17 protein-coding genes are annotated in these 17497 nt (G+C 65.4%); 8 read left to right on the plus strand and 9 right to left on the minus strand.

The window, feature by feature from the left end:
• Positions 1–103: 103 nt before the first annotated feature.
• The 3 genes from ACVW1B_RS25930 to ACVW1B_RS25940 all read right to left on the minus strand — a co-directional run bounded on the left by ACVW1B_RS25930 (position 104) and on the right by ACVW1B_RS25940 (position 3413).
• A complete protein-coding gene (locus tag ACVW1B_RS25930; RefSeq protein WP_225646512.1) occupies positions 104–1417 on the minus strand; it encodes an ABC transporter substrate-binding protein in 1314 nt (437 codons plus the stop codon).
• 367 nt (positions 1418–1784) lie between these two features.
• Positions 1785–2738 (minus strand): sugar-binding transcriptional regulator, encoded by a 954-nt coding sequence (locus tag ACVW1B_RS25935; RefSeq protein WP_057019228.1) that lies wholly within the window; start codon positions 2736–2738, stop codon positions 1785–1787.
• A 9-nt stretch (positions 2739–2747) separates the two neighbouring features.
• Positions 2748–3413 carry an HAD family hydrolase gene (locus ACVW1B_RS25940; RefSeq protein ID WP_456822409.1) on the minus strand — a complete coding sequence of 222 codons (666 nt, stop codon included), beginning with the start codon at positions 3411–3413 and terminating at the stop codon, positions 2748–2750.
• 114 nt (positions 3414–3527) lie between these two features.
• On the opposite strand from ACVW1B_RS25940, the gene ybaL reads away from it, so the two are divergent.
• Together ybaL and ACVW1B_RS25950 are read left to right on the plus strand one after the other, a co-directional pair.
• Positions 3528–5249, plus strand: a complete 1722-nt coding sequence (ybaL, locus tag ACVW1B_RS25945) for a YbaL family putative K(+) efflux transporter (RefSeq protein WP_456822410.1) — start codon at positions 3528–3530, stop codon at positions 5247–5249.
• Between the two features lie 61 nt (positions 5250–5310).
• Entirely contained in the window at positions 5311–5544 is a 234-nt protein-coding gene (locus ACVW1B_RS25950; RefSeq protein WP_028343292.1) for a hypothetical protein, read from the plus strand.
• A gap of 100 nt (positions 5545–5644) precedes the next feature.
• Here ACVW1B_RS25950 and ACVW1B_RS25955 read toward each other — a convergent pair whose 3' ends face one another.
• The 5 genes from ACVW1B_RS25955 to ACVW1B_RS25975 all read right to left on the minus strand — a co-directional run bounded on the left by ACVW1B_RS25955 (position 5645) and on the right by ACVW1B_RS25975 (position 8918).
• Positions 5645–5869: a hypothetical protein gene (locus ACVW1B_RS25955; RefSeq protein ID WP_016843345.1), complete on the minus strand. Its 225-nt coding sequence runs from the start codon at positions 5867–5869 to the stop codon at positions 5645–5647.
• Positions 5870–5933: 64 nt separating this feature from the next.
• A complete protein-coding gene (locus tag ACVW1B_RS25960; RefSeq protein WP_092081643.1) occupies positions 5934–6209 on the minus strand; it encodes a chaperone modulator CbpM in 276 nt (91 codons plus the stop codon).
• On the minus strand, positions 6206–7108 hold the full coding sequence (locus tag ACVW1B_RS25965; protein WP_212056530.1) for a DnaJ C-terminal domain-containing protein: 903 nt from the start codon (positions 7106–7108) through the stop codon (positions 6206–6208). The genes ACVW1B_RS25960 and ACVW1B_RS25965 overlap by 4 nt, the downstream gene beginning before the upstream one ends.
• A gap of 125 nt (positions 7109–7233) precedes the next feature.
• On the minus strand, positions 7234–7416 hold the full coding sequence (locus tag ACVW1B_RS25970) for a hypothetical protein (protein WP_028343296.1): 183 nt from the start codon (positions 7414–7416) through the stop codon (positions 7234–7236).
• A gap of 83 nt (positions 7417–7499) precedes the next feature.
• Positions 7500–8918 (minus strand): hypothetical protein, encoded by a 1419-nt coding sequence (locus ACVW1B_RS25975; protein WP_456822411.1) that lies wholly within the window; start codon positions 8916–8918, stop codon positions 7500–7502.
• Between the two features lie 669 nt (positions 8919–9587).
• Here ACVW1B_RS25975 and clpB point away from each other — a divergent pair.
• From clpB to ACVW1B_RS26000, 5 genes are all read left to right on the plus strand, one after another.
• On the plus strand, positions 9588–12200 hold the full coding sequence (gene clpB, locus ACVW1B_RS25980; RefSeq protein WP_456822412.1) for an ATP-dependent chaperone ClpB: 2613 nt from the start codon (positions 9588–9590) through the stop codon (positions 12198–12200).
• Positions 12201–12300: 100 nt separating this feature from the next.
• Positions 12301–12555, plus strand: coding sequence for a DUF2171 domain-containing protein (locus ACVW1B_RS25985; RefSeq protein WP_057019219.1), 255 nt, complete (start codon positions 12301–12303; stop codon positions 12553–12555).
• A gap of 147 nt (positions 12556–12702) precedes the next feature.
• A complete protein-coding gene (locus ACVW1B_RS25990; protein WP_456822413.1) occupies positions 12703–13764 on the plus strand; it encodes a Dyp-type peroxidase in 1062 nt (353 codons plus the stop codon).
• The gene (locus ACVW1B_RS25995) at positions 13757–14572 is read left to right on the plus strand and encodes a family 1 encapsulin nanocompartment shell protein (protein ID WP_456822414.1); all 816 of its coding nucleotides are present in this window, start codon (positions 13757–13759) and stop codon (positions 14570–14572) included. Before ACVW1B_RS25990 ends, ACVW1B_RS25995 begins: the two co-directional genes overlap by 8 nt.
• 81 nt (positions 14573–14653) lie before the next feature.
• Positions 14654–14845: a hypothetical protein gene (locus ACVW1B_RS26000; RefSeq protein WP_057019217.1), complete on the plus strand. Its 192-nt coding sequence runs from the start codon at positions 14654–14656 to the stop codon at positions 14843–14845.
• Positions 14846–14860: 15 nt separating this feature from the next.
• Here ACVW1B_RS26000 and ACVW1B_RS26005 read toward each other — a convergent pair whose 3' ends face one another.
• Entirely contained in the window at positions 14861–16081 is a 1221-nt protein-coding gene (locus ACVW1B_RS26005) for an MFS transporter (protein ID WP_456823068.1), read from the minus strand.
• A 187-nt stretch (positions 16082–16268) separates the two neighbouring features.
• On the opposite strand from ACVW1B_RS26005, the gene ACVW1B_RS26010 reads away from it, so the two are divergent.
• On the plus strand, positions 16269–17480 hold the full coding sequence (locus ACVW1B_RS26010) for an amidohydrolase family protein (RefSeq protein WP_456822415.1): 1212 nt from the start codon (positions 16269–16271) through the stop codon (positions 17478–17480).
• Positions 17481–17497 lie beyond the last annotated feature (17 nt).

Here is a 17497-nt window from a genome sequence, read left to right on the forward strand (position 1 = left end):
CCCGCTGCGGGACAGGATGGTCGCAAGTGGCCCAGCTCGGGAGGTCTAAGCTGGTCGGGCGGCCAAGGCGGCTGTCGCGCCCCGGCTTTGTTTCAGGCGTGCTTTACTTGATGTAGCCCGCGCGCTTCATTTCGCGCTCGGTCACGGACTGGGCAGCGGTGAGCGCCGCATCGACGGTGGTCGAGCCTGAGAGCGCCGCGGAGAACTGCTGGCCCACCTGGGTGCCGATACCCTGGAATTCAGGGATCGCCGCGTACTGCACGCCGACGTAAGGCACCGGCTTCACCGTCGGCTTGTTCGGATCGGCGGCGTCGATCGAGGCCAAGGTCAGCTTGGCGAAGGGGGCGACCTTCAGATAGTCGGGGTTGTTGTACAGCGAGGTGCGCGTGCCCGGCGGCACGTTGGCCCAGCCTTCCTTCGCGGCGACGAGCTTGGTGTAGTCCTTGCTGGTCGCCCAGGCGATGAACTTCTCGGCCGCCTCGACCTTCTTCGAGCCGGCGGGGACCGCGAGACTCCACGCCCACAGCCAATTGGCGTTCTTGCCGAGCCCGGTGTTCGGCGCCAGCGCGAAGCCGACCTTGTCGGCGACCGTGGATTCCTTCGGATTGCTCACGAACGACGCCGCCACGGTGGCATCGATCCACATCGCGCATTTGCCGGCGTTGAACAGTGCGAGGTTCTCGTTGAAGCCGTTGGAAGAGGCGCCGGGAGGGCCGGCCTGCTTCATCAGGTCGACATAGGTCGTCAGCGTCTTCTTCCATTCCGGTGAATTGAACTGCGGCTCCCACTTCTCGTCGAACCAGCGCGCACCAAAGGAATTCGCCATCGCGGTCAGGAACGCCATGTTCTCGCCCCAGCCGGCCTTGCCGCGCAGGCAGATGCCGTAGACGCCGGCGGACTTGTCGGTCAGCTTCTTGGCGGCGTCGACCACGAAGTCCCAGGTCGGGCTCTCCGGCATCTTCAGGCCGGCCTTGTCGAACAGGTCGGTGCGATACATCACCATCGAGCTTTCGCCGTAGAACGGCGCGGCGTAGAGCTTGCCGTCGACCGAGACCGCGTCCTTGATCTTGGGCAAGAGGTCACCGACGTCGTAATCGGCGCCGAGCTTGTCGAGCGGCACCAGCCAGTTCTTCTTGGCCCAGATCGGCACCTCATAGGTGCCGATGGTGAGCACGTCGAACTGGCCGCCCTTGGTGGCGATGTCGGTGGTCACGCGCTGGCGCAGCACGTTCTCCTCGAGCGTCACCCATTTGACGGTGATGTCGGGGTTCTTCGCGGTGAATTCGCTGGTGAGCCCCTGCATGCGGATCATGTCGCCATTGTTGACGGTCGCCACCGTCAGCGTGGTCTGGGCGATCGAGGGGGCAGAGATCAAAACAGCAGCCGCGCCCGCAACGGCGCAAAGGACGTTTTTCAAGGTGACCTCCCTTATGTCACGTTGAGCATATGCCCACGTGTTGAGCGTATGTTCATACTGTCGCCAAACTTTGTCAAGCGCGCGGGAGCGCCGTCCCGCGCGTTCGCGGGTTCCACTGCACGCTGGAATGGAGGTGTTTGCGGAGATGAAGAAGGGCGCTGAGACCCAGAAGGCAACTTGATTTGCGGCCGCAGCGGGACTGCGCTCCCTCGCCCCGTTCTTACGGGGAGAGGGTTGGGGTGAGGGGCTCTTTCCGCGCATACGAAGCGGACGACTGCACGGAGACTCCCCCTCACCCGGATCGCATCTCCGATGCGATCCGACCTCTCCCCGCAAGCGGGGCGAGGTGAAGTACGACTCGTGGCGCCTAACGATCCAGCACCGCGCGCGCGGTAGCCTCATCGGTGATGAGGCCGTTGACCACCCGGCCCGCCAATGCGGCCTTGATCGACGGCACCTTGGCGGCGCCGACCGCCGCCGCGATCGTGGTCGCTTCCGCTGGGATCTGCGGCGGAATGCTGGTCAGGCGCTTGTTGGTGCCGCCCTTGATCAGGCGGCCCTTGGCGTCATAGGCCCAGCCGGTCACCTCGCCGACCGCGCCGAGCCGCATCATCTCCAGCAGTTCCTCGCGGGTGACGAAGCCGTCGACATGGACCTGGGCCTTCTGGTCCATCTGGCCGATGCCGATCAGCCGTAGATCGGCCTTGGCGGCGACCGCCCTCACCCGCGCGATCGGGTCGATGCGCACCATGCGGTTGCGCTCGTCCTCGCTCGACATCAGGAACGGCAGCGGCATCGGGTAATGGCGCGCGCCGGTGCGGTCGGCGAGCCGTCCCACCGTGTCGTAGAAGCTCGCCGAGCCGTCGGCGGAGATGTTGCCGACCAGCGAGACGATCTGGTGATCGGGCCGCTCGATCGGCGAGACCCGCTCGACCGCGGCGCGCACCGCGCGGCCGGTGCCGAGCGCCACGATCACGGGCGTCTCCGAGCGCAGCGTCGTCTCCAGCAGATTGGCGCTGCGCTCAGCGATTCCCGCATTCGACAGCGGCGCCGCCGGATCGGTCGGCACGACGTCGCAATGCACCAGATCAAACCGCGCCTTCAGCCGGGAGGCCAGCTCCATGCAGGCCGCGATGGGATGTTCGAGGCGAAACGTGATCAGCCGCTCCGCCAGGCACAGCGACACCAGGCGCTGCGCGGAGGCGCGCGACACCTGCAGCATTTTCGCAATCTCATCCTGGGTGTGGCCCGCGATGAAATACAGCCAGCCGGCGCGCGCCGCATCGTCGAGGCGAGACTTTTCGTTGTCGGGCGCAGCCATCGTCTTGCGTCAGCCTTCCATCCAGAAATCCGTCATCGCGGCGAAGATTCGATCCGCCCCCGCTTGCCGCAGCAGAGCACTGCCATCCGCCAACCGATAGTGGGCGCCGCCGACAAATCCCCACACTTTCATGCCCGCCGCCTTCGCGGCCATCACGCCGCTGACGCTGTCTTCGATCACGAGCGTGCGGCGCGGCGCGGCGCCCATCGCGCTTGCCGCATGCAGGAACAGATCAGGGGCCGGCTTGCCCTGCCTGACCATCTGCGCGGTGTAGAGCCGCGGCCCAAAGCTGGCGGCGAGGTCGGTCAGCTCCAGCGAGAACTTCACCCGCTCGAGATCGCTCGATGAGGCGACACAATATGGCAGCCGCAATTCCTCGAGCACCGCCGCGATGCCGGCGATCGGCTTCAGTCGGGAGCGGAAGGTCTCACGGACCTGCAGCGCCAGGTCAGGCAGAAACGTCTCGGGCAGCGGCTTTCCGACGCCCCGGCAGTAGTCGACCACGGCCGCGGTGCTGCGGCCGAGGAAGAGTTCGAGCGCCCGCTCGGTGCTCATCCCGATGCCGGCCTGCACCATCGCCTCGGCAAGGCAGCGGCAGCTCAATTCCTCGCTGTCGACGAGCACGCCGTCGCAGTCGAAGATGACGAGATCGGTCTCGGGAAGCCGCGGATCCATCCCGGCATGAGATCATATGCTCACGCCATGAGCAATAGATCACGATTTCCGCGCGGAATGCCGCGCCTCAAATGGTCGCGGTGCACCGCCACGGATGCTGTGCGACAAGGCGAAATGCCGCATGACACACCTCTGATCGCGACCGTCGTCGCGGGCCTCGGCCTCGCTTTTGTCTTCGGAACCATCGCCCAGCGCTTTCGGGTTCCGCCACTGGTCGGTTATCTGCTCGCGGGCGTGGCCGTCGGTCCCTTCACACCCGGCTTCGTTGCCGATCAGGCGCTGGCAACCGAACTGGCGGAGCTCGGTATCATTCTCCTGATGTTCGGCGTCGGCCTGCATTTCTCGCTGAACGATCTGTTGTCGGTGCGCGCGATCGCGGTGCCCGGCGCGATTGCGCAGATTGCGGTCGCCACATTGATGGGCCTCGGCCTCGCGCTATTGATGGGCTGGACCGTCGGCGCGGGTCTGGTGTTCGGCCTCGCGCTGTCGGTCGCAAGTACCGTCGTGCTGTTGCGCGCGCTGCAGGAGCGCCGCCTGATGGACACCGAACGCGGCAAGATCGCGGTCGGCTGGCTGATCGTCGAAGACCTCGCCATGGTGCTGGCGCTGGTGCTGTTCCCGGCGGTGGCGAGCCTGCAGGGCGGCGATGGCGCGGCGCTTACCTCCGACCCGCTCGCCGCTCGTTTCGGTCTCGGATTGACCGGCGTGCTGGTGCTGACGCTGATCAAGATCGCCGTGTTCATCGCGCTGATGCTGGTGGTCGGGCGCCGGCTGATCCCGTGGGTCCTGCACTACATCGCGCATACCGGCTCGCGCGAGTTGTTCCGGCTGACCGTGCTCGCGATCGCGCTCTGCATCGCGTTCGGCGCGACCAAGCTGTTCGGCGTCTCGCTGGCGCTCGGCGCCTTCTTCGCCGGCATGATGCTGCGGGAATCGCCGCTCAGCCAGCGCGCGGCCCAGGAGACCCTGCCGCTGCGCGATGCGTTCGCGGTGCTGTTCTTCGTCTCCGTCGGCATGCTGTTCGATCCACTCAGCGTGGTCCGCGAGCCCTGGCCGTTCGCAGCGACGCTGTTCGTCATCGTGGTCGGCAAGTCGATCGCCGCCCTTCTGATCGTCGTGCTGTTCCGTCATCCGATGGCAACCGCCCTGATGATCTCGGCGAGCCTCGCCCAGATTGGCGAATTCTCCTTCATCCTCGCCGAACTCGGCGTTGCGCTCAATCTGCTGCCGAAGGCCGGCCGCGACCTGATCCTGGCGGGCGCGATCTTCTCGATCATGCTCAACCCGCTGGTGTTCGCGGTCGTCGACTGGCTGACGTCGCGACTCAAGAAGCCGCAGACCTCCTCGCCAACTGCCGCAGCTTCTGAACCAATCCCGGTCACCGAATTGCAGGATCACACCATCCTGGTCGGCTACGGCCGGGTCGGCAGCATCGTCGGCGATGCGCTGCATCAACGCAGCGCGCCGTTTCTCGCGGTCGAGGCGTCCGACGACATGGTCGCCAAGCTCAAGGAGCGCGGCATCGAAGCCCTGATGGGCAACGCCGCGCGCGCCAGCGTGCTGCGCGCGACCAATCCGGCCGGCGCGCGATCGCTGGTCATCGCCATTCCCGAAGCCTTCGAGGCCGGCCAGATCGTCGAACAGGCGCGCGCCGCGAATGCCGATATCCAGATCATCGCCCGTGCGCATTCCGACGCCGAGGTCGATCATCTCAAGGCACTTGGCGCCGACATCGTGATCATGGGCGAGCGCGAGATCGCCCGCGGCATGATCGAGGAGCTCGACAGGGCGCGTCCGGCTGCGATGCGAGCGGCCGAGCAAGATTCGGCAGCTTGAGATAGACTGCGCCCATCGTACCGATGCGCGCCGCGCGTCACGCGATGAGGGAGATCGAGCGATGGCCTTCAAGAGCCCGCACGTATCGCTGGTGTCGTTCTCGGTCGAGATCGGCGCCGCGGACACGACAAACGTCATGCAGATCGAGACCGACCTGCATCTGAACACCCGTCATCCGAGCTATGACGCGGCCGCCGTGGAGCGGCTGGTGCGTGACGCACAAGCCTATCTCGCCGGCAATGCCGGTCAGGTCACCCGGATCCGGCTGGTCTCCACCCGCGGCGGCCAGACCTGAAGCCTTTTTTATTTGAGCTCTTTGTTTGAGCGTGATCTGCGCGCAAACGCTTTGCGTTTGTCGCGAGGGAAAACCGGCTTCCACTTTTCCGGATCATGCGCTAGCCGCCAAGGAATGCCGGCGCGAGATCCTCCTGCACGATGATGTTGGCGGCTTCCGTCGTCAGTTCGCTGCCGACCAGGTCAAGATTCTTGGCGGCCTCGAACAGCATCGACCGGACGTCGTCCGGCGTCAGCACGCCCTTCGCGATCAGCTTGCGCACCAGCGCCTGCAGGATAAGAACGTCGATCTCGCCATGCGCCAGCGGCGTCGGCTTGTCCGTCATGATCGTCTCCCAGGCTGATCCCAAGGCTGAGTCCCAAGGCTGAGGTTCGTCGCAAGTGAGGCGCCTAGCGCGGTGGCGACGCGATGTCCTTGTGCAATTGCTCGAACGCACGGCGCAGGCCGTGCAGCTGATCGACCAGATGAAGGATGACGTCGATGCCCTCGTCGTTGACGCCGAAGTCGCCCTTCAGGTCGCGGATCAGATGCGCGCGCGCCACGTCGGTGTCGGAGAAGCTGATCTCGCTGGCGGTCTCGTCCGGCACCAGCCATTGCTGCTCGATCCAGAACTCCAGGGTCTGCACCTCCAGACCCGCATCGATGAGGAACTGCTGCTTGTTCATGATGCACCATCCTCGCGCGGATCGAATGCCTTTCGATCCCAGTTCGACACAAACGCCTCGAGCTCGGGATCGGGTCCCTTGGGCAGGACCACCTTGAGCTTGACGAGTTCGTCGCCATGGCCTCCGCCGACGCGGGGCGCGCCCTTGCCGCGCAACCGCATGGTCGTGCCGGTGTTCGATCCCTTCGGAACCGTCATGGTCACGGCACCGGTCGGCGTCGGAACGCGGACTTTTCCGCCGAGCACCGCCTCGGACAGCGAAATCGGCAGTTCCAGCGTAATGTCGTCACCTTCGCGGGTGAAGCGCGGATCGGGGCGAACTTCCACCTCGATCAGCGCATCGCCGGGACCGCCCTTGCCGCTGCCGGGCATGCCCTTGCCGCGCAGCCGAATGATCTGGCCATCGACGAGCCCCGGCGGGATCGTCACGTCCAGCGTACCGCCGTCGGGAAGCGTCAGCCGCTTGCTCGCACCGGTGATCGATTCCGCGAAGTCGATCGCGAGAGCGTAATGCAAATCGCGGCCACGCCGGTTGGCGCGCGCCTGCTCGCTGCGCCGGAGCAATTCGGCGAAGGCGTCGTCCTGGTCCATGTAGTCGGCATAGCCGGAGCTGTCGGCATAGGGATGCCCCGCATCCGCGGTGGCGAAATCCCGGTAGTAGCGATGCTGCGGCCGCTCGGCGCCATCAGCATCGATCTCGCCGGCGTCGAAGCGCTTGCGCTTCTCGGCATCCGAGAGCAGATCGTTCGCAGCAGCGACTTCCTTGAATTTGTCTTCGGCCGCCTTGTCGCCCGGATTGAGATCCGGATGCAGCTTCTTCGCCAGCTTTCGATAAGCCTTCTGGATATCGGCCGCAGACGCCGTCGGGGCAACGCCAAGAACCTCGTACGGATTTCTCACAACCTGCTCCGCAACACCGTGAGTGCACCTGCAATCATGAGGGCGCAAAAGCAGGCGATTTGCAAGTGCGCAGGCGCGCCGCCCGGAAGCGGCCGACGCAGCATGCGCTCACGTCACATGACAAGTTAGGATGTATGTCCGGGGTCCAGATAGTTCGGCATGTTCTTTTGCTGTTGCGGCGTCATCTTGGCGGTATCCGCCTTGCCTGGCACGCCCCTCGGACCGAGCAGGGCACGCTGCATGTCGTCCTCGCTCAAGCGCGGCTTGCCATCGTCGAGCTGTCCATCGCCGCCATGACTCTGTGCCATGACCAACCTCCACTGATGATCGCTTGCACAGGCGGAACAATACCGCGGTCCGCCGGAACGAGCCAGCGGAGCGCGGACGTGCCTTAGTGTTGCTCCTGCCGCTTCTCCTCTGCGGGATGACCTGCCGCAGGCGCAGCATGCGGAGCGGCGTGCGGCTCCGGCCGTGCCGCCGGCTGGGGATGGGCGGCCTGCGGCTGCGGATGCGGCTCAGGGCGCGCCATCGTCTCCGGGTGCGCTTGCGGCTTCGCTGCTGGCTCCGGTCGCGCTTCGGGCCTCGCTGGCTCGGGCCGCGCGACGGGCTTCGCGGCAGGCTCGGGACGCGGCTCTTCCTTGCGCACCTCTTCGGGCCGCTTCTCCTGCACGGCAGGCCGCGCCGCTTCTGCAGGATGCGGCTCAAGCTTCGGCTCGGCGGCAGGCGCCGCGCGCTTCTCTTCGACCGCGGGCCTGTTCGCTTCGGCGGGCGGATGCGCCGCAACGCCCTTCTCGGGAACCGGAAGCGCTAGGGATCCGGCAGGTGCCGGCGCAGCAGGGTGCGGCTCGGCCTTGGTCTCGGGAGCAGGTGCTGCGCGCTTCTCCTCGGCCGCGGGCTTGTTCGCCTCGGCGGGCGGATGCGCCGCCGGAAGCTCCTTTCCCGGGACCGGGAGCGCATGGGAAGCAGCCGGTGCTGTTGCGGGCGCGGGTGCAGGTGCAGCTCCCGGGTGCCCCGGCTCCCCGGCCGCCGGCCGTGCGGCGTTGGCCGGCACCGCCTCGCCGGCCGGCCGCGCGCGAACTACGCCCGGTCCCTTCAATTCGCCGGGACGCGCCGTTGCGGCGACTGCGGGCACGCCATTGTTGGTCCGCTTGAACAGGTTCGGATCCTGGCTTGCGGTCTCGACCTGCTTGCGTTGCAACGGCGTCGCCGCGAAGTGCTGCTCCTTGGCGATCGTGCGCTCGGCCGGCGTCGGCCGCATCTCGATGCCGCCGCGGCCGCCATTGTAGCTGACGTTGTTGACGGTGGTCTGATTGATCGTGACGTTCTTCTCGTAGACGTTGGTGATCCGCGCCCCCTGCAGATTGTTCACGGTGCGATTGTAGAAGAAGTTGCCGTGATCCCAGCGGCCGCCTTCATAGCCCGACCCGCCGTAGCCGAAGCCGTAATTGATGCCGCCGTAGAAGCCGACGCGATCACCCCAATAGCCCTGATGGAAGATGAAGCCGCCGCCGAACGCGCCCCAGTAACCGGGCGTCCACAGCAGTCCGACCCGCGGCGGCTGCACCCAGGTGCCCGGCACCCAGTAGTAATCGCCGCGATCCTCGTCCCACGACCAATTGCCCGGCGACCACATATAGCCGGGACCAGGCACCGGCGGCTGATCGTAGGTCGGCAACGGCGGCGGCGCGGTCTCGACGGCAGAGACCGGCGCGCATGCCGCATCCTGCGCGATTGCGGGCACCGCGGTCGCATAGAACAGCGCCGTGGCAATCGCCGCACACGACACGGTCGAAAGGAGACGAGTTGTCATTGGGAGCCTCTTCGATGAGCACGTTGAACGTGAGACGGAACAAAAGTTCCGTGCGTCGGCAATGCACCGACACACTTCATCGCTAGCGCCTTGACCTTACACCAGCCTGAAACGCATCGACGCAAACGGAAACGCGCTCACGCGGCTATTCATGGTCAGTTCAGAGTGCGCCGTGATGCAACGTTGCGCGATGCAGTGGAACATCGCGCGTTGCTTCTCTGCATCATCGATGCGAGCGACGCGGATCGCGACGTGATCGATTCCGATAGCGTGTCCCGATCATGCCTTTGGCCTTTGTGCGATCACGGCGATCCATGCTCATCCAACACTCGCTTCGCGAGCCCGACGATCCATCGAACCGTAGTCAGCGCGACGCGTGCACCCGGCTTGCCGGCGCGGCCGTAGCAGTGCCTGCCGATGAGTGCCAGCGACGAACATCAGCCCTCGCAACGGCTTAACCGCAGCATCCCAGCGAGCGCGCTGCGCGATTGACACTCTCCTGAAAGGACCACACGATGCGAGATGCGGCAGCCTTGGGCCCGCGGTTTTCCGCCGGCGCAATTGCACGGGGCTGTTGCATGATGGATGTCATCGTTCCGCCATCTGTCGCCGGCGGGACTGCGTGGCTGACTTGATCTCGACGAGCCTGCGTTGCCTTGAGGTGCCACGATGAACATAGAAAAATATACCGATCGCGTTCGCGGCTTCATTCAGTCGGCACAATCGCTCGCGATGCGCGAGGGACATCAGCAGTTCTCGACGCTGCACATCCTGAAGGTGCTGCTCGACGACAATGAGGGCCTCGCGGCCGGCCTGATCGACCGCGCCGGCGGCAATTCGCGCGCGATCCTCAAGGCGACCGAAGAGGCGCTGGCGAAGGTGCCGAAGGTCAGCGGCGCCGGTTCGGGACAGATTTACCTGGCGCCCGAGACCGCGCGCGCCTTCGCGGCGGCGGAACAGGCCGCCGACAAGGCCGGCGACAGTTTCGTCTCCGTCGAGCGGCTGCTGCAGGCGCTCGCAGCCGACAAGGACAGCGAGGCCGGCAAGCTGCTCGCCAAGGGCGGCGTCAATCCGCAGAACCTGAATGCGGCCATCAACGCGCTGCGCAAGGGCCGCACCGCCGACAGCGCATCGGCCGAGAACGCCTATGACGCGCTGAAGAAATATGCCCGCGACCTTACCCAGGCCGCGCGCGATGGCAAGCTCGATCCGGTGATCGGCCGCGACGAGGAGATCCGCCGCACCATCCAGGTGCTGTCGCGGCGGACCAAGAACAATCCCGTGCTGATCGGCGAGCCCGGTGTCGGCAAGACCGCGATCGTCGAGGGCCTCGCGCTGCGCATCGTCAACGGCGACGTGCCGGAAAGCCTGCAGGACAAGGCGCTGCTCGGGCTCGATCTCGGCGCGCTGATCGCCGGCGCAAAGTATCGCGGCGAGTTCGAGGAACGGCTCAAGGCAGTGCTGCAGGAAGTGACCTCGGCCGAGGGCGGCATCATCCTGTTCATCGACGAGATGCACACGCTGATCGGCGCCGGCAAGGGCGACGGTGCGATGGACGCATCAAACCTCCTGAAGCCCGCGCTCGCCCGCGGCGAGCTGCATTGCATCGGCGCCACCACGCTCGACGAATACCGCAAGCATGTCGAGAAGGATGCAGCGCTGGCGCGGCGCTTCCAGCCGGTGTTCGTCTCCGAGCCGACGGTCGAGGACACCATCTCGATCCTGCGCGGCTTGAAGGACAAATACGAGCAACATCACGGCGTGCGCATCGCGGATTCGGCGCTGGTCGCCGCTGCCACGCTGTCGAACCGCTACATCACCGACCGCTTCCTGCCCGACAAGGCGATCGACCTGATGGACGAGGCGGCCGCCCGGCTGAAGATGCAGGTCGATTCCAAGCCGGAAGAACTCGATTCGCTCGACCGCGAGATCATCCGGCTCAAGATCGAGCAGGAAGCGCTGAAGAAGGAGACCGATCTCGGCTCCAGGAGCCGCCTGCAGACGCTCGAGAAGGATCTCACCGACCTGGAAAAGAAATCGGCGGACATGACGTCGAAATGGCGGTCGGAAAAGAGCAAGCTTTCCGATGCGCAGAAGATGAAGGGCGAACTCGAACAGTTGCGTACCGAGCTCGCCAATGCGCAGCGCAAGGGAGAATTCCAGAAGGCGGGCGAGCTGGCCTATGGCCGGATTCCCGAGCTCGAGAAGAAGCTCGCGGCGGTCGAGGCCGGCGAGACCTCGTCCACCAGCGAGACCGTGACCGCGGACAATATCGCGCAGGTAGTGTCGCGCTGGACCGGCGTGCCAGTCGACAAGATGCTGGAGGGTGAGAAGGACAAGCTGCTGCGCATGGAGGAGATGCTCGGCAAGCGCGTCGTCGGCCAAGCCGAGGCCGTCCGCGCGGTGTCGACCGCGGTGCGCCGCGCCCGCGCCGGCCTGCAGGACCCCAACCGGCCGATCGGCTCGTTCATGTTCTTAGGTCCCACCGGCGTCGGCAAGACCGAGCTCGCGAAAGCGCTTGCCGAATATCTGTTCGATGACGAGACCGCGATGATCCGCCTCGACATGTCCGAATACATGGAGAAGCACTCGGTCTCGCGGCTGATCGGCGCGCCGCCCGGCTATGTCGGCTATGACGAGGGCGGTGCCCTGACCGAAGCGGTGCGGCGGCGGCCTTATCAGGTGGTGCTGTTCGACGAGATCGAGAAGGCGCATCCCGACGTCTTCAACGTGCTGCTGCAGGTGCTCGACGACGGCCGCCTGACCGACGGCCAGGGCCGCACCGTCGATTTCCGCAACACGCTGATCATCATGACCTCGAACATCGGCGCCGAATATCTGGTCAACCAGCCGGAAGGTCAGAGCACGAGCGCGGTGCGCGAGCAGGTGATGAACATGGTACGGGCGCACTTCCGGCCCGAATTCCTCAACCGGATCGACGAGATCATCCTGTTCCACCGGCTGCAGAAGAGCGACATGGGCCGCATCGTCGAGATCCAGTTCTCGCGGCTGCGCAAGCTGCTCGAGGATCGCAAGATCGAGCTGGAGCTCGACCCGAAGGCGCGGGACTGGCTCGCCGAGAAGGGTTGGGATCCGGCTTACGGCGCCCGCCCGCTGAAGCGGGTGATCCAGCGCAGCGTACAGGATCCGCTGGCGGAGATGATCCTTTCCGGCGACGTGCGCGACGGCTCAGAGGTGAAGCTCTCGGCCACCAGGGCCGGCCTCACCTTCAACGGTAAGAAGCCGGAAAACGCAGCGGCGGACGAATTCGAACCGGTGTGAGACAGGCCGGATTGCCCACGACGCGCTGTTATCGCCGCGTCGTCTGCCGGCGTCATATGCAAGCCGAATATACAAGCTGACCTGCAACCAGGAGAGCGCCATGACGCAGCACAAGATCAAGGACAACATGGAGGTCATCGGCGCCGATGGCGTGCATGTCGGCACCGTCGATCACGTCGAGGGCAACCGCATCAAGCTCAAGAAGAGCGAGAGCGACGGCTTCCACAAGGGCCATCATCACTTCATCGAGCTCGGCTTCGTGGCGGGTGTCGAAGGCTCCAAGGTTCGGCTCTCGGCCAACGCCGCGATCGCGGTGACCCTCGAGGAAGAGAAGTCCGGCAAGCCCGTCGATTGAGGCAGGCACCTCTGCAAGAGCGTGAGCCATTCGAGCCCTTGTAAAGGTTCCAGTGGCATGCTCCTCTGCCCCTGTCTGGACGCCGATCCGGCGTCCAGCGCCTGCCTTTTGTCCTCGTGGAAGTGCCGTTTAGTCAAGGAGACATGCGTGCCATCAGCCGTTCCGCAACCGGTCGCTGCGAAGCTGACGCGCGCGGCCATCTTCCTTGCGGTCACGATCAAGCCCAATCCGGAATATGACGCGGTGGTGCGGTCGCTGTGCGCCGATCTGGGCGCGCTGCTGCGTGCGGTGGGCTTCCGCGATCTCGAGGGCCGGCTGTCATGCGTCATGGGCATCGGCTCCGACGCATGGGACCGGCTGTTCGGTGCGCCGAAGCCGAAAGGCCTGCATCCGTTCCGCGAGATCAACGGCGTCCACCACGCCGTCGCAACGCCGGGCGACCTGCTGTTTCACATCCGCGCCGTGCCGATGGATCTGTGCTTCGAGCTGGCGACCCAGATCGTGACGCGGCTCGGCGATGCGGTTGCGACCTCCGACGAGGTGCACGGCTTCAAATATTTCGACGAACGCGACCTGCTCGGCTTCGTCGACGGCACGGAGAATCCGGAGGACCAGGCGGCCACTGACGCCACCATCATCGGCGACGAGGACACGGCGTTCGCCGGCGGCAGCTATGTGATCGTGCAAAAATACCTGCACGACCTGAAGAAGTGGAACGAGCTGCCGGTCGAGATGCAGGAAAAGATCATCGGCCGAACCAAGCTGTCCGACATCGAGCTCGACGATGCGGTGAAGCCGAGCTACGCGCACAACGCCCTGACCACGATCGTCGAGAATGGCGAGGAGCTCGATATCGTCCGCGACAACATGCCGTTCGGCAATATCAGCAAGGGCGAGTTCGGAACCTATTTCATCGGCTATGCCAAGTCGCCGCAGCGGATCGAGCAGATGCTCGAGAACATGTTCGTCGGCAAGCCGCCGGGCAACTACGACCGCCTGCTCGACTTCAGCCGTGCCGTCACCGGCATGCTGTTCTTCGTCCCGTCGGCGACCTTCCTGGAGGATGTCGCGAGCGAGGCGCCGGCACCCTCGCCCGCCGAGCCGTCGCTGGATGACGCCGGGGCTGGCGACACACCTGCACCACGAATATCGCCGTCCGACGGCTCGCTCGGGATCGGCTCACTGAAAGGAGAGGCTGGACATGAATAATCTTCATCGGGGACTCGCCCCTATCTCGGACGCGGCATGGGCCCAGATCGAAGAGGAGGCCTCGCGCACGTTGAAGCGCCATCTGGCGGCGCGCCGTGTCGTCGACGTCGACGGTCCGAAGGGAACGGATTTCTCCGCGGTCGGCACCGGTCATCTCAAGAAGATTGCAGCGCCGGGCGACGGGGTCGAGGCGACGCAACGCGACGTTCGCGCGCTGGTCGAACTGCGCGTGCCGTTCGAGCTCTCGCGCCAGGCGATCGACGATGTCGAGCGCGGCGCGAATGATTCCGACTGGGATCCGCTCAAGGAAGCGGCGCGCAAGATTGCCTTCGCCGAGGATCGCGCGGTGTTCGACGGCTACGCGGCCGCCGGCATTGAGGGTATCCGTGAGGGCACCAGCAACCCGGTGCTGACGCTGCCGTCGAGCGTCAAGAACTATCCCGCCGTGGTCGCGCAGGCGGTCAGCCAGTTGCGGCTTGCCGGCGTCAACGGTCCCTATACGCTGCTGCTCGGCACCGAGCCCTATACCGCGATCGGTGGGGCGACCGACGACGGCTATCCGGTGCTGCAGCACATCCAGCGCCTGATCGACGGCAAGATCATCTGGGCGCCCGCGATCGAGGGTGGCGTCCTGCTGACCACCCGCGGCGGCGATTTCCAGCTCTCGATCGGCCAGGATCTTTCGATCGGCTATCTCAGCCACTCGGCGAAATCGGTTCAGCTGTATTTCCAGGAGACCATCACCTTCCTGATGCTGACGAGCGAAGCGTCGGTGGTGCTTGCGCCGGAGGCGAAGAAACCCGCCTAGTCTTGCCGGCGTTGACTCTTCCAGGAGGCTCCGGCCGTTGCCGGAGCTTCCGCCAAACGTGAAACGGAGAGGAGGCGCGCAATGGACTACGATCTCTACATCAATCCGAAGAAGGCATCGGTCGGTCTCTACGTCCGCAAGGGCGCCGGCCTTCCCGACCTTGCCGACGCCAAGGACTGGGTGTTCGACGGCACCTCGGCGCAGGCCAATCTGCCGCCGCAGCTCGTGAAGGAAATCGAGGCCAACGGCCACGCCTTTCGCGACATGGATTGAGCGCGTCTGCCGGCGTTATTTCTCGCCGACCTTCACCGGGGCGGTCTCGGGCATCAGGCTCATGGCCACGATGCCGACCGCCGCCGCGAGCAGAAGATACCAGGACGGCGCCAGCGGATCGCCTGACACGTGCAGCAGCCACGTGACCACGAGTTGCGCGGTGCCGCCGAACGTCGCGATGGCGACCGCGTAGATCGTGGCGAACACGCCGCCGCGAATGCTCTGTGGCAGCGCTTCGGTGAAGGCGGCATAGAACGCGGTGAACGGCAGCGACCCGATGAACGACAGGATGCCGAAGCCGAACAGCAGCGACCACGCGCCGGGGTCCTGGACGATCCACAGGAAGGCCGGATAGGTCAGCACCAGCACGACCAGCTGCGGCCAGATCATGATCGGCTTGCGGCCGAGCCGGTCGGCAAGCCAGCCGCCCAGCACCGCGCCGATGATCTGCAGTCCGTTGCTGACCAGCGATACCGTGAACGCCAGCGACGGCGACACATGCAGCGTATTCTTGGCGTAGGTCGTCATGTATTGCGTCACATAGGTCGAGATCGTGCCGCTGGCCAGGATCATCACCGCCAGCACGATGACGCGAAGATGCCGCCGCGCCAGCGCGACATGGCTCGAGCGTTCGACCTGCCCACCGACGTGCTCGCCATGCGAGACGGTTTCCGGCAGCGTGCGGCGCATCCAGATGCCGAACGGCAGACAGACCGCCCCGAGCAGGAACGCGACGCGCCATCCATAGGTCTGCAGCATGTCGGGCGCCATCGTGCTGCTCAGGATGACACCGACAAGCGCGCCCACCGTCGCCGCGATCTCCTGGCTGGCAGGCTGCCAGGCGACCACGAGGCCGCGGTTCCTCGGTGCAGCGATCTCGATCAGATAGGCCGTGGTCGGCCCGACCTCGCCGCCCAGCGCAAATCCTTGCACCATCCGCGCCAGGATCACGATGATCGGCGCCACAATGCCGATCGCGGCATAGGACGGCGTCAGCGCGATGGTCAGGATCGCGCCGCCCATCAGCGCGAAACTCAGCAGCATCGCCGGCCGCCGTCCGACCCGGTCGGAGAAGATGCCGAGCACGATGCCGCCGATCGGCCGCGTCAGGAAACCGGCACCGAAGGTCGCAAGCGACAGCATGAGGCTGCCGTATTCGCTGTGCGCGGGAAAGAAGGTGCGGCCGATCTCGGTCGCAAAGAAGCTGTAGGTGATGAAGTCGTAGAACTCCAGCATGTTGCCGATGGTCGCGGCAAGGGCTGCGCGCTTGACATCGAACTCTTCCCTGCTTGCAATCTCCGGCAACGCTCTCGGTTCCTTGTCTGCTTGTGCGAGCGGAGTATTATTCCTCCGACCATGTTAGGCAAGGCATGGAGAGCCGCGCGATCTGCATGCGACGCAAGCGACAAGAGGAACAGATCCGATGCCAGCCGACAAACTCTTCATCAATGCCAGGTTCGGTGACGGCGCCAGCCGCGATATGCTGGTCCGTGCCGGCCGCATCGTTGCGATCGAGGCGAAAGGCGAACGCCCGAGCGGGGTCGAGATCGTCGATCTCGGCAATGCGCTGGTCGTGCCCGGCTTCGTCGAAGGCCACATCCATCTCGACACCAGTTTTTACGGCGATACCTGGCGGCCGCACCGCCCCTGCACCGACGGATTCGACGTCCATGAGCGGGTGGCTTTTCAGGCCGAGAACCTTGCCGCCGCCGCGCCGATGGACGTGCGCGCGCGGAACCAGCTCGACCTCTGCATCGGCCATGGCACGACGCAGATGCGCAGTCACGTCATGGTCGACGGCTCGGTGGGGCTGAAGTCGCTGGAGACCATCCTCGGGGTTCGCGAGGAATACAGGGACTTGATCGATATCCAGCTCGTGGCGTTTCCGCAGAACGGCATCCTCACCAGCCCCGGCACGCCGCAACTGCTCGACGAGGCCGTCAAGCTCGGCGCCAACGCCGTCGGCGGGCTCGATCCCGCAAGCTTCGACCGGGATGTCGAGGGCCATCTCGATGTCGTGTTCGGCGTTGCGCAAAAGCACGGCGTCGATGTCGATATCCATCTTCATGACGGCGGCATGCTCGGTGCCTTCGAGGTCGAGCAGATCGCGGCGCGAACCCGCGCGCTCGGCATGGCGGGCCGCGTCACCGTCAGCCACGCTTACGGGCTCGGCGACATTCCCGCCGATGCGCTAAAGAAGACCGCCGACAGTCTGGCGCGCTCGGGCGTGGCGATCATGACGAATGCGCCGGGCAGCCGGCCGTTCCCGCCGGTCGCGCTGTTGCGGAAAGCCGGCGTCACGGTGTTCAGCGGCAACGACAACATCCGCGACTCCTGGTGGCCCTATGGCGACGGCGACATGCTGGGCCGTGCCATGATGATCGGATACCGCTCGGGCTTCTACACCGATGAGGAGCTCGCGATCGCGTTCGACATGATCACCGCGGCCGGCGCCAAGGCGCTCAGGCTCGAGGACTACGGCCTGCATGTGGGGGCCAAGGCCGATTTCGTGACCTTGAACGCCGTGCATATCCAGGAGGCCGTGGTGGCGCGGGCGTCCGGGCGTTCAGTCTACAAGGGTGGCGTGCTCGTTGCGCGGGACAATCGCGTCGTCAAGGCCGCCGGCCAATCCTGAATCGGACGCTGCGTCCA

The organism is Bradyrhizobium sp. USDA 4502 (assembly GCF_054063355.1).

Coding starts and splice junctions, on each gene's coding strand:
- ACVW1B_RS25935 (WP_057019228.1), bottom strand. CDS start 2,738: ATGGCTGCGCCCGACAACGAAAAGTCTCGCCTCGACGATGCGGCGCGC.
- ACVW1B_RS25940 (WP_456822409.1), bottom strand. CDS start 3,413: ATGGATCCGCGGCTTCCCGAGACCGATCTCGTCATCTTCGACTGCGAC.
- ybaL (WP_456822410.1), top strand. CDS start 3,528: ATGCCGCATGACACACCTCTGATCGCGACCGTCGTCGCGGGCCTCGGC.
- ACVW1B_RS25950 (WP_028343292.1), top strand. CDS start 5,311: ATGGCCTTCAAGAGCCCGCACGTATCGCTGGTGTCGTTCTCGGTCGAG.
- ACVW1B_RS25955 (WP_016843345.1), bottom strand. CDS start 5,869: ATGACGGACAAGCCGACGCCGCTGGCGCATGGCGAGATCGACGTTCTT.
- ACVW1B_RS25960 (WP_092081643.1), bottom strand. CDS start 6,209: ATGAACAAGCAGCAGTTCCTCATCGATGCGGGTCTGGAGGTGCAGACC.
- ACVW1B_RS25970 (WP_028343296.1), bottom strand. CDS start 7,416: ATGGCACAGAGTCATGGCGGCGATGGACAGCTCGACGATGGCAAGCCG.
- ACVW1B_RS25975 (WP_456822411.1), bottom strand. CDS start 8,918: ATGACAACTCGTCTCCTTTCGACCGTGTCGTGTGCGGCGATTGCCACG.
- clpB (WP_456822412.1), top strand. CDS start 9,588: ATGAACATAGAAAAATATACCGATCGCGTTCGCGGCTTCATTCAGTCG.
- ACVW1B_RS25985 (WP_057019219.1), top strand. CDS start 12,301: ATGACGCAGCACAAGATCAAGGACAACATGGAGGTCATCGGCGCCGAT.
- ACVW1B_RS25995 (WP_456822414.1), top strand. CDS start 13,757: ATGAATAATCTTCATCGGGGACTCGCCCCTATCTCGGACGCGGCATGG.
- ACVW1B_RS26000 (WP_057019217.1), top strand. CDS start 14,654: ATGGACTACGATCTCTACATCAATCCGAAGAAGGCATCGGTCGGTCTC.
- ACVW1B_RS26005 (WP_456823068.1), bottom strand. CDS start 16,081: ATGCTGGAGTTCTACGACTTCATCACCTACAGCTTCTTTGCGACCGAG.
- ACVW1B_RS26010 (WP_456822415.1), top strand. CDS start 16,269: ATGCCAGCCGACAAACTCTTCATCAATGCCAGGTTCGGTGACGGCGCC.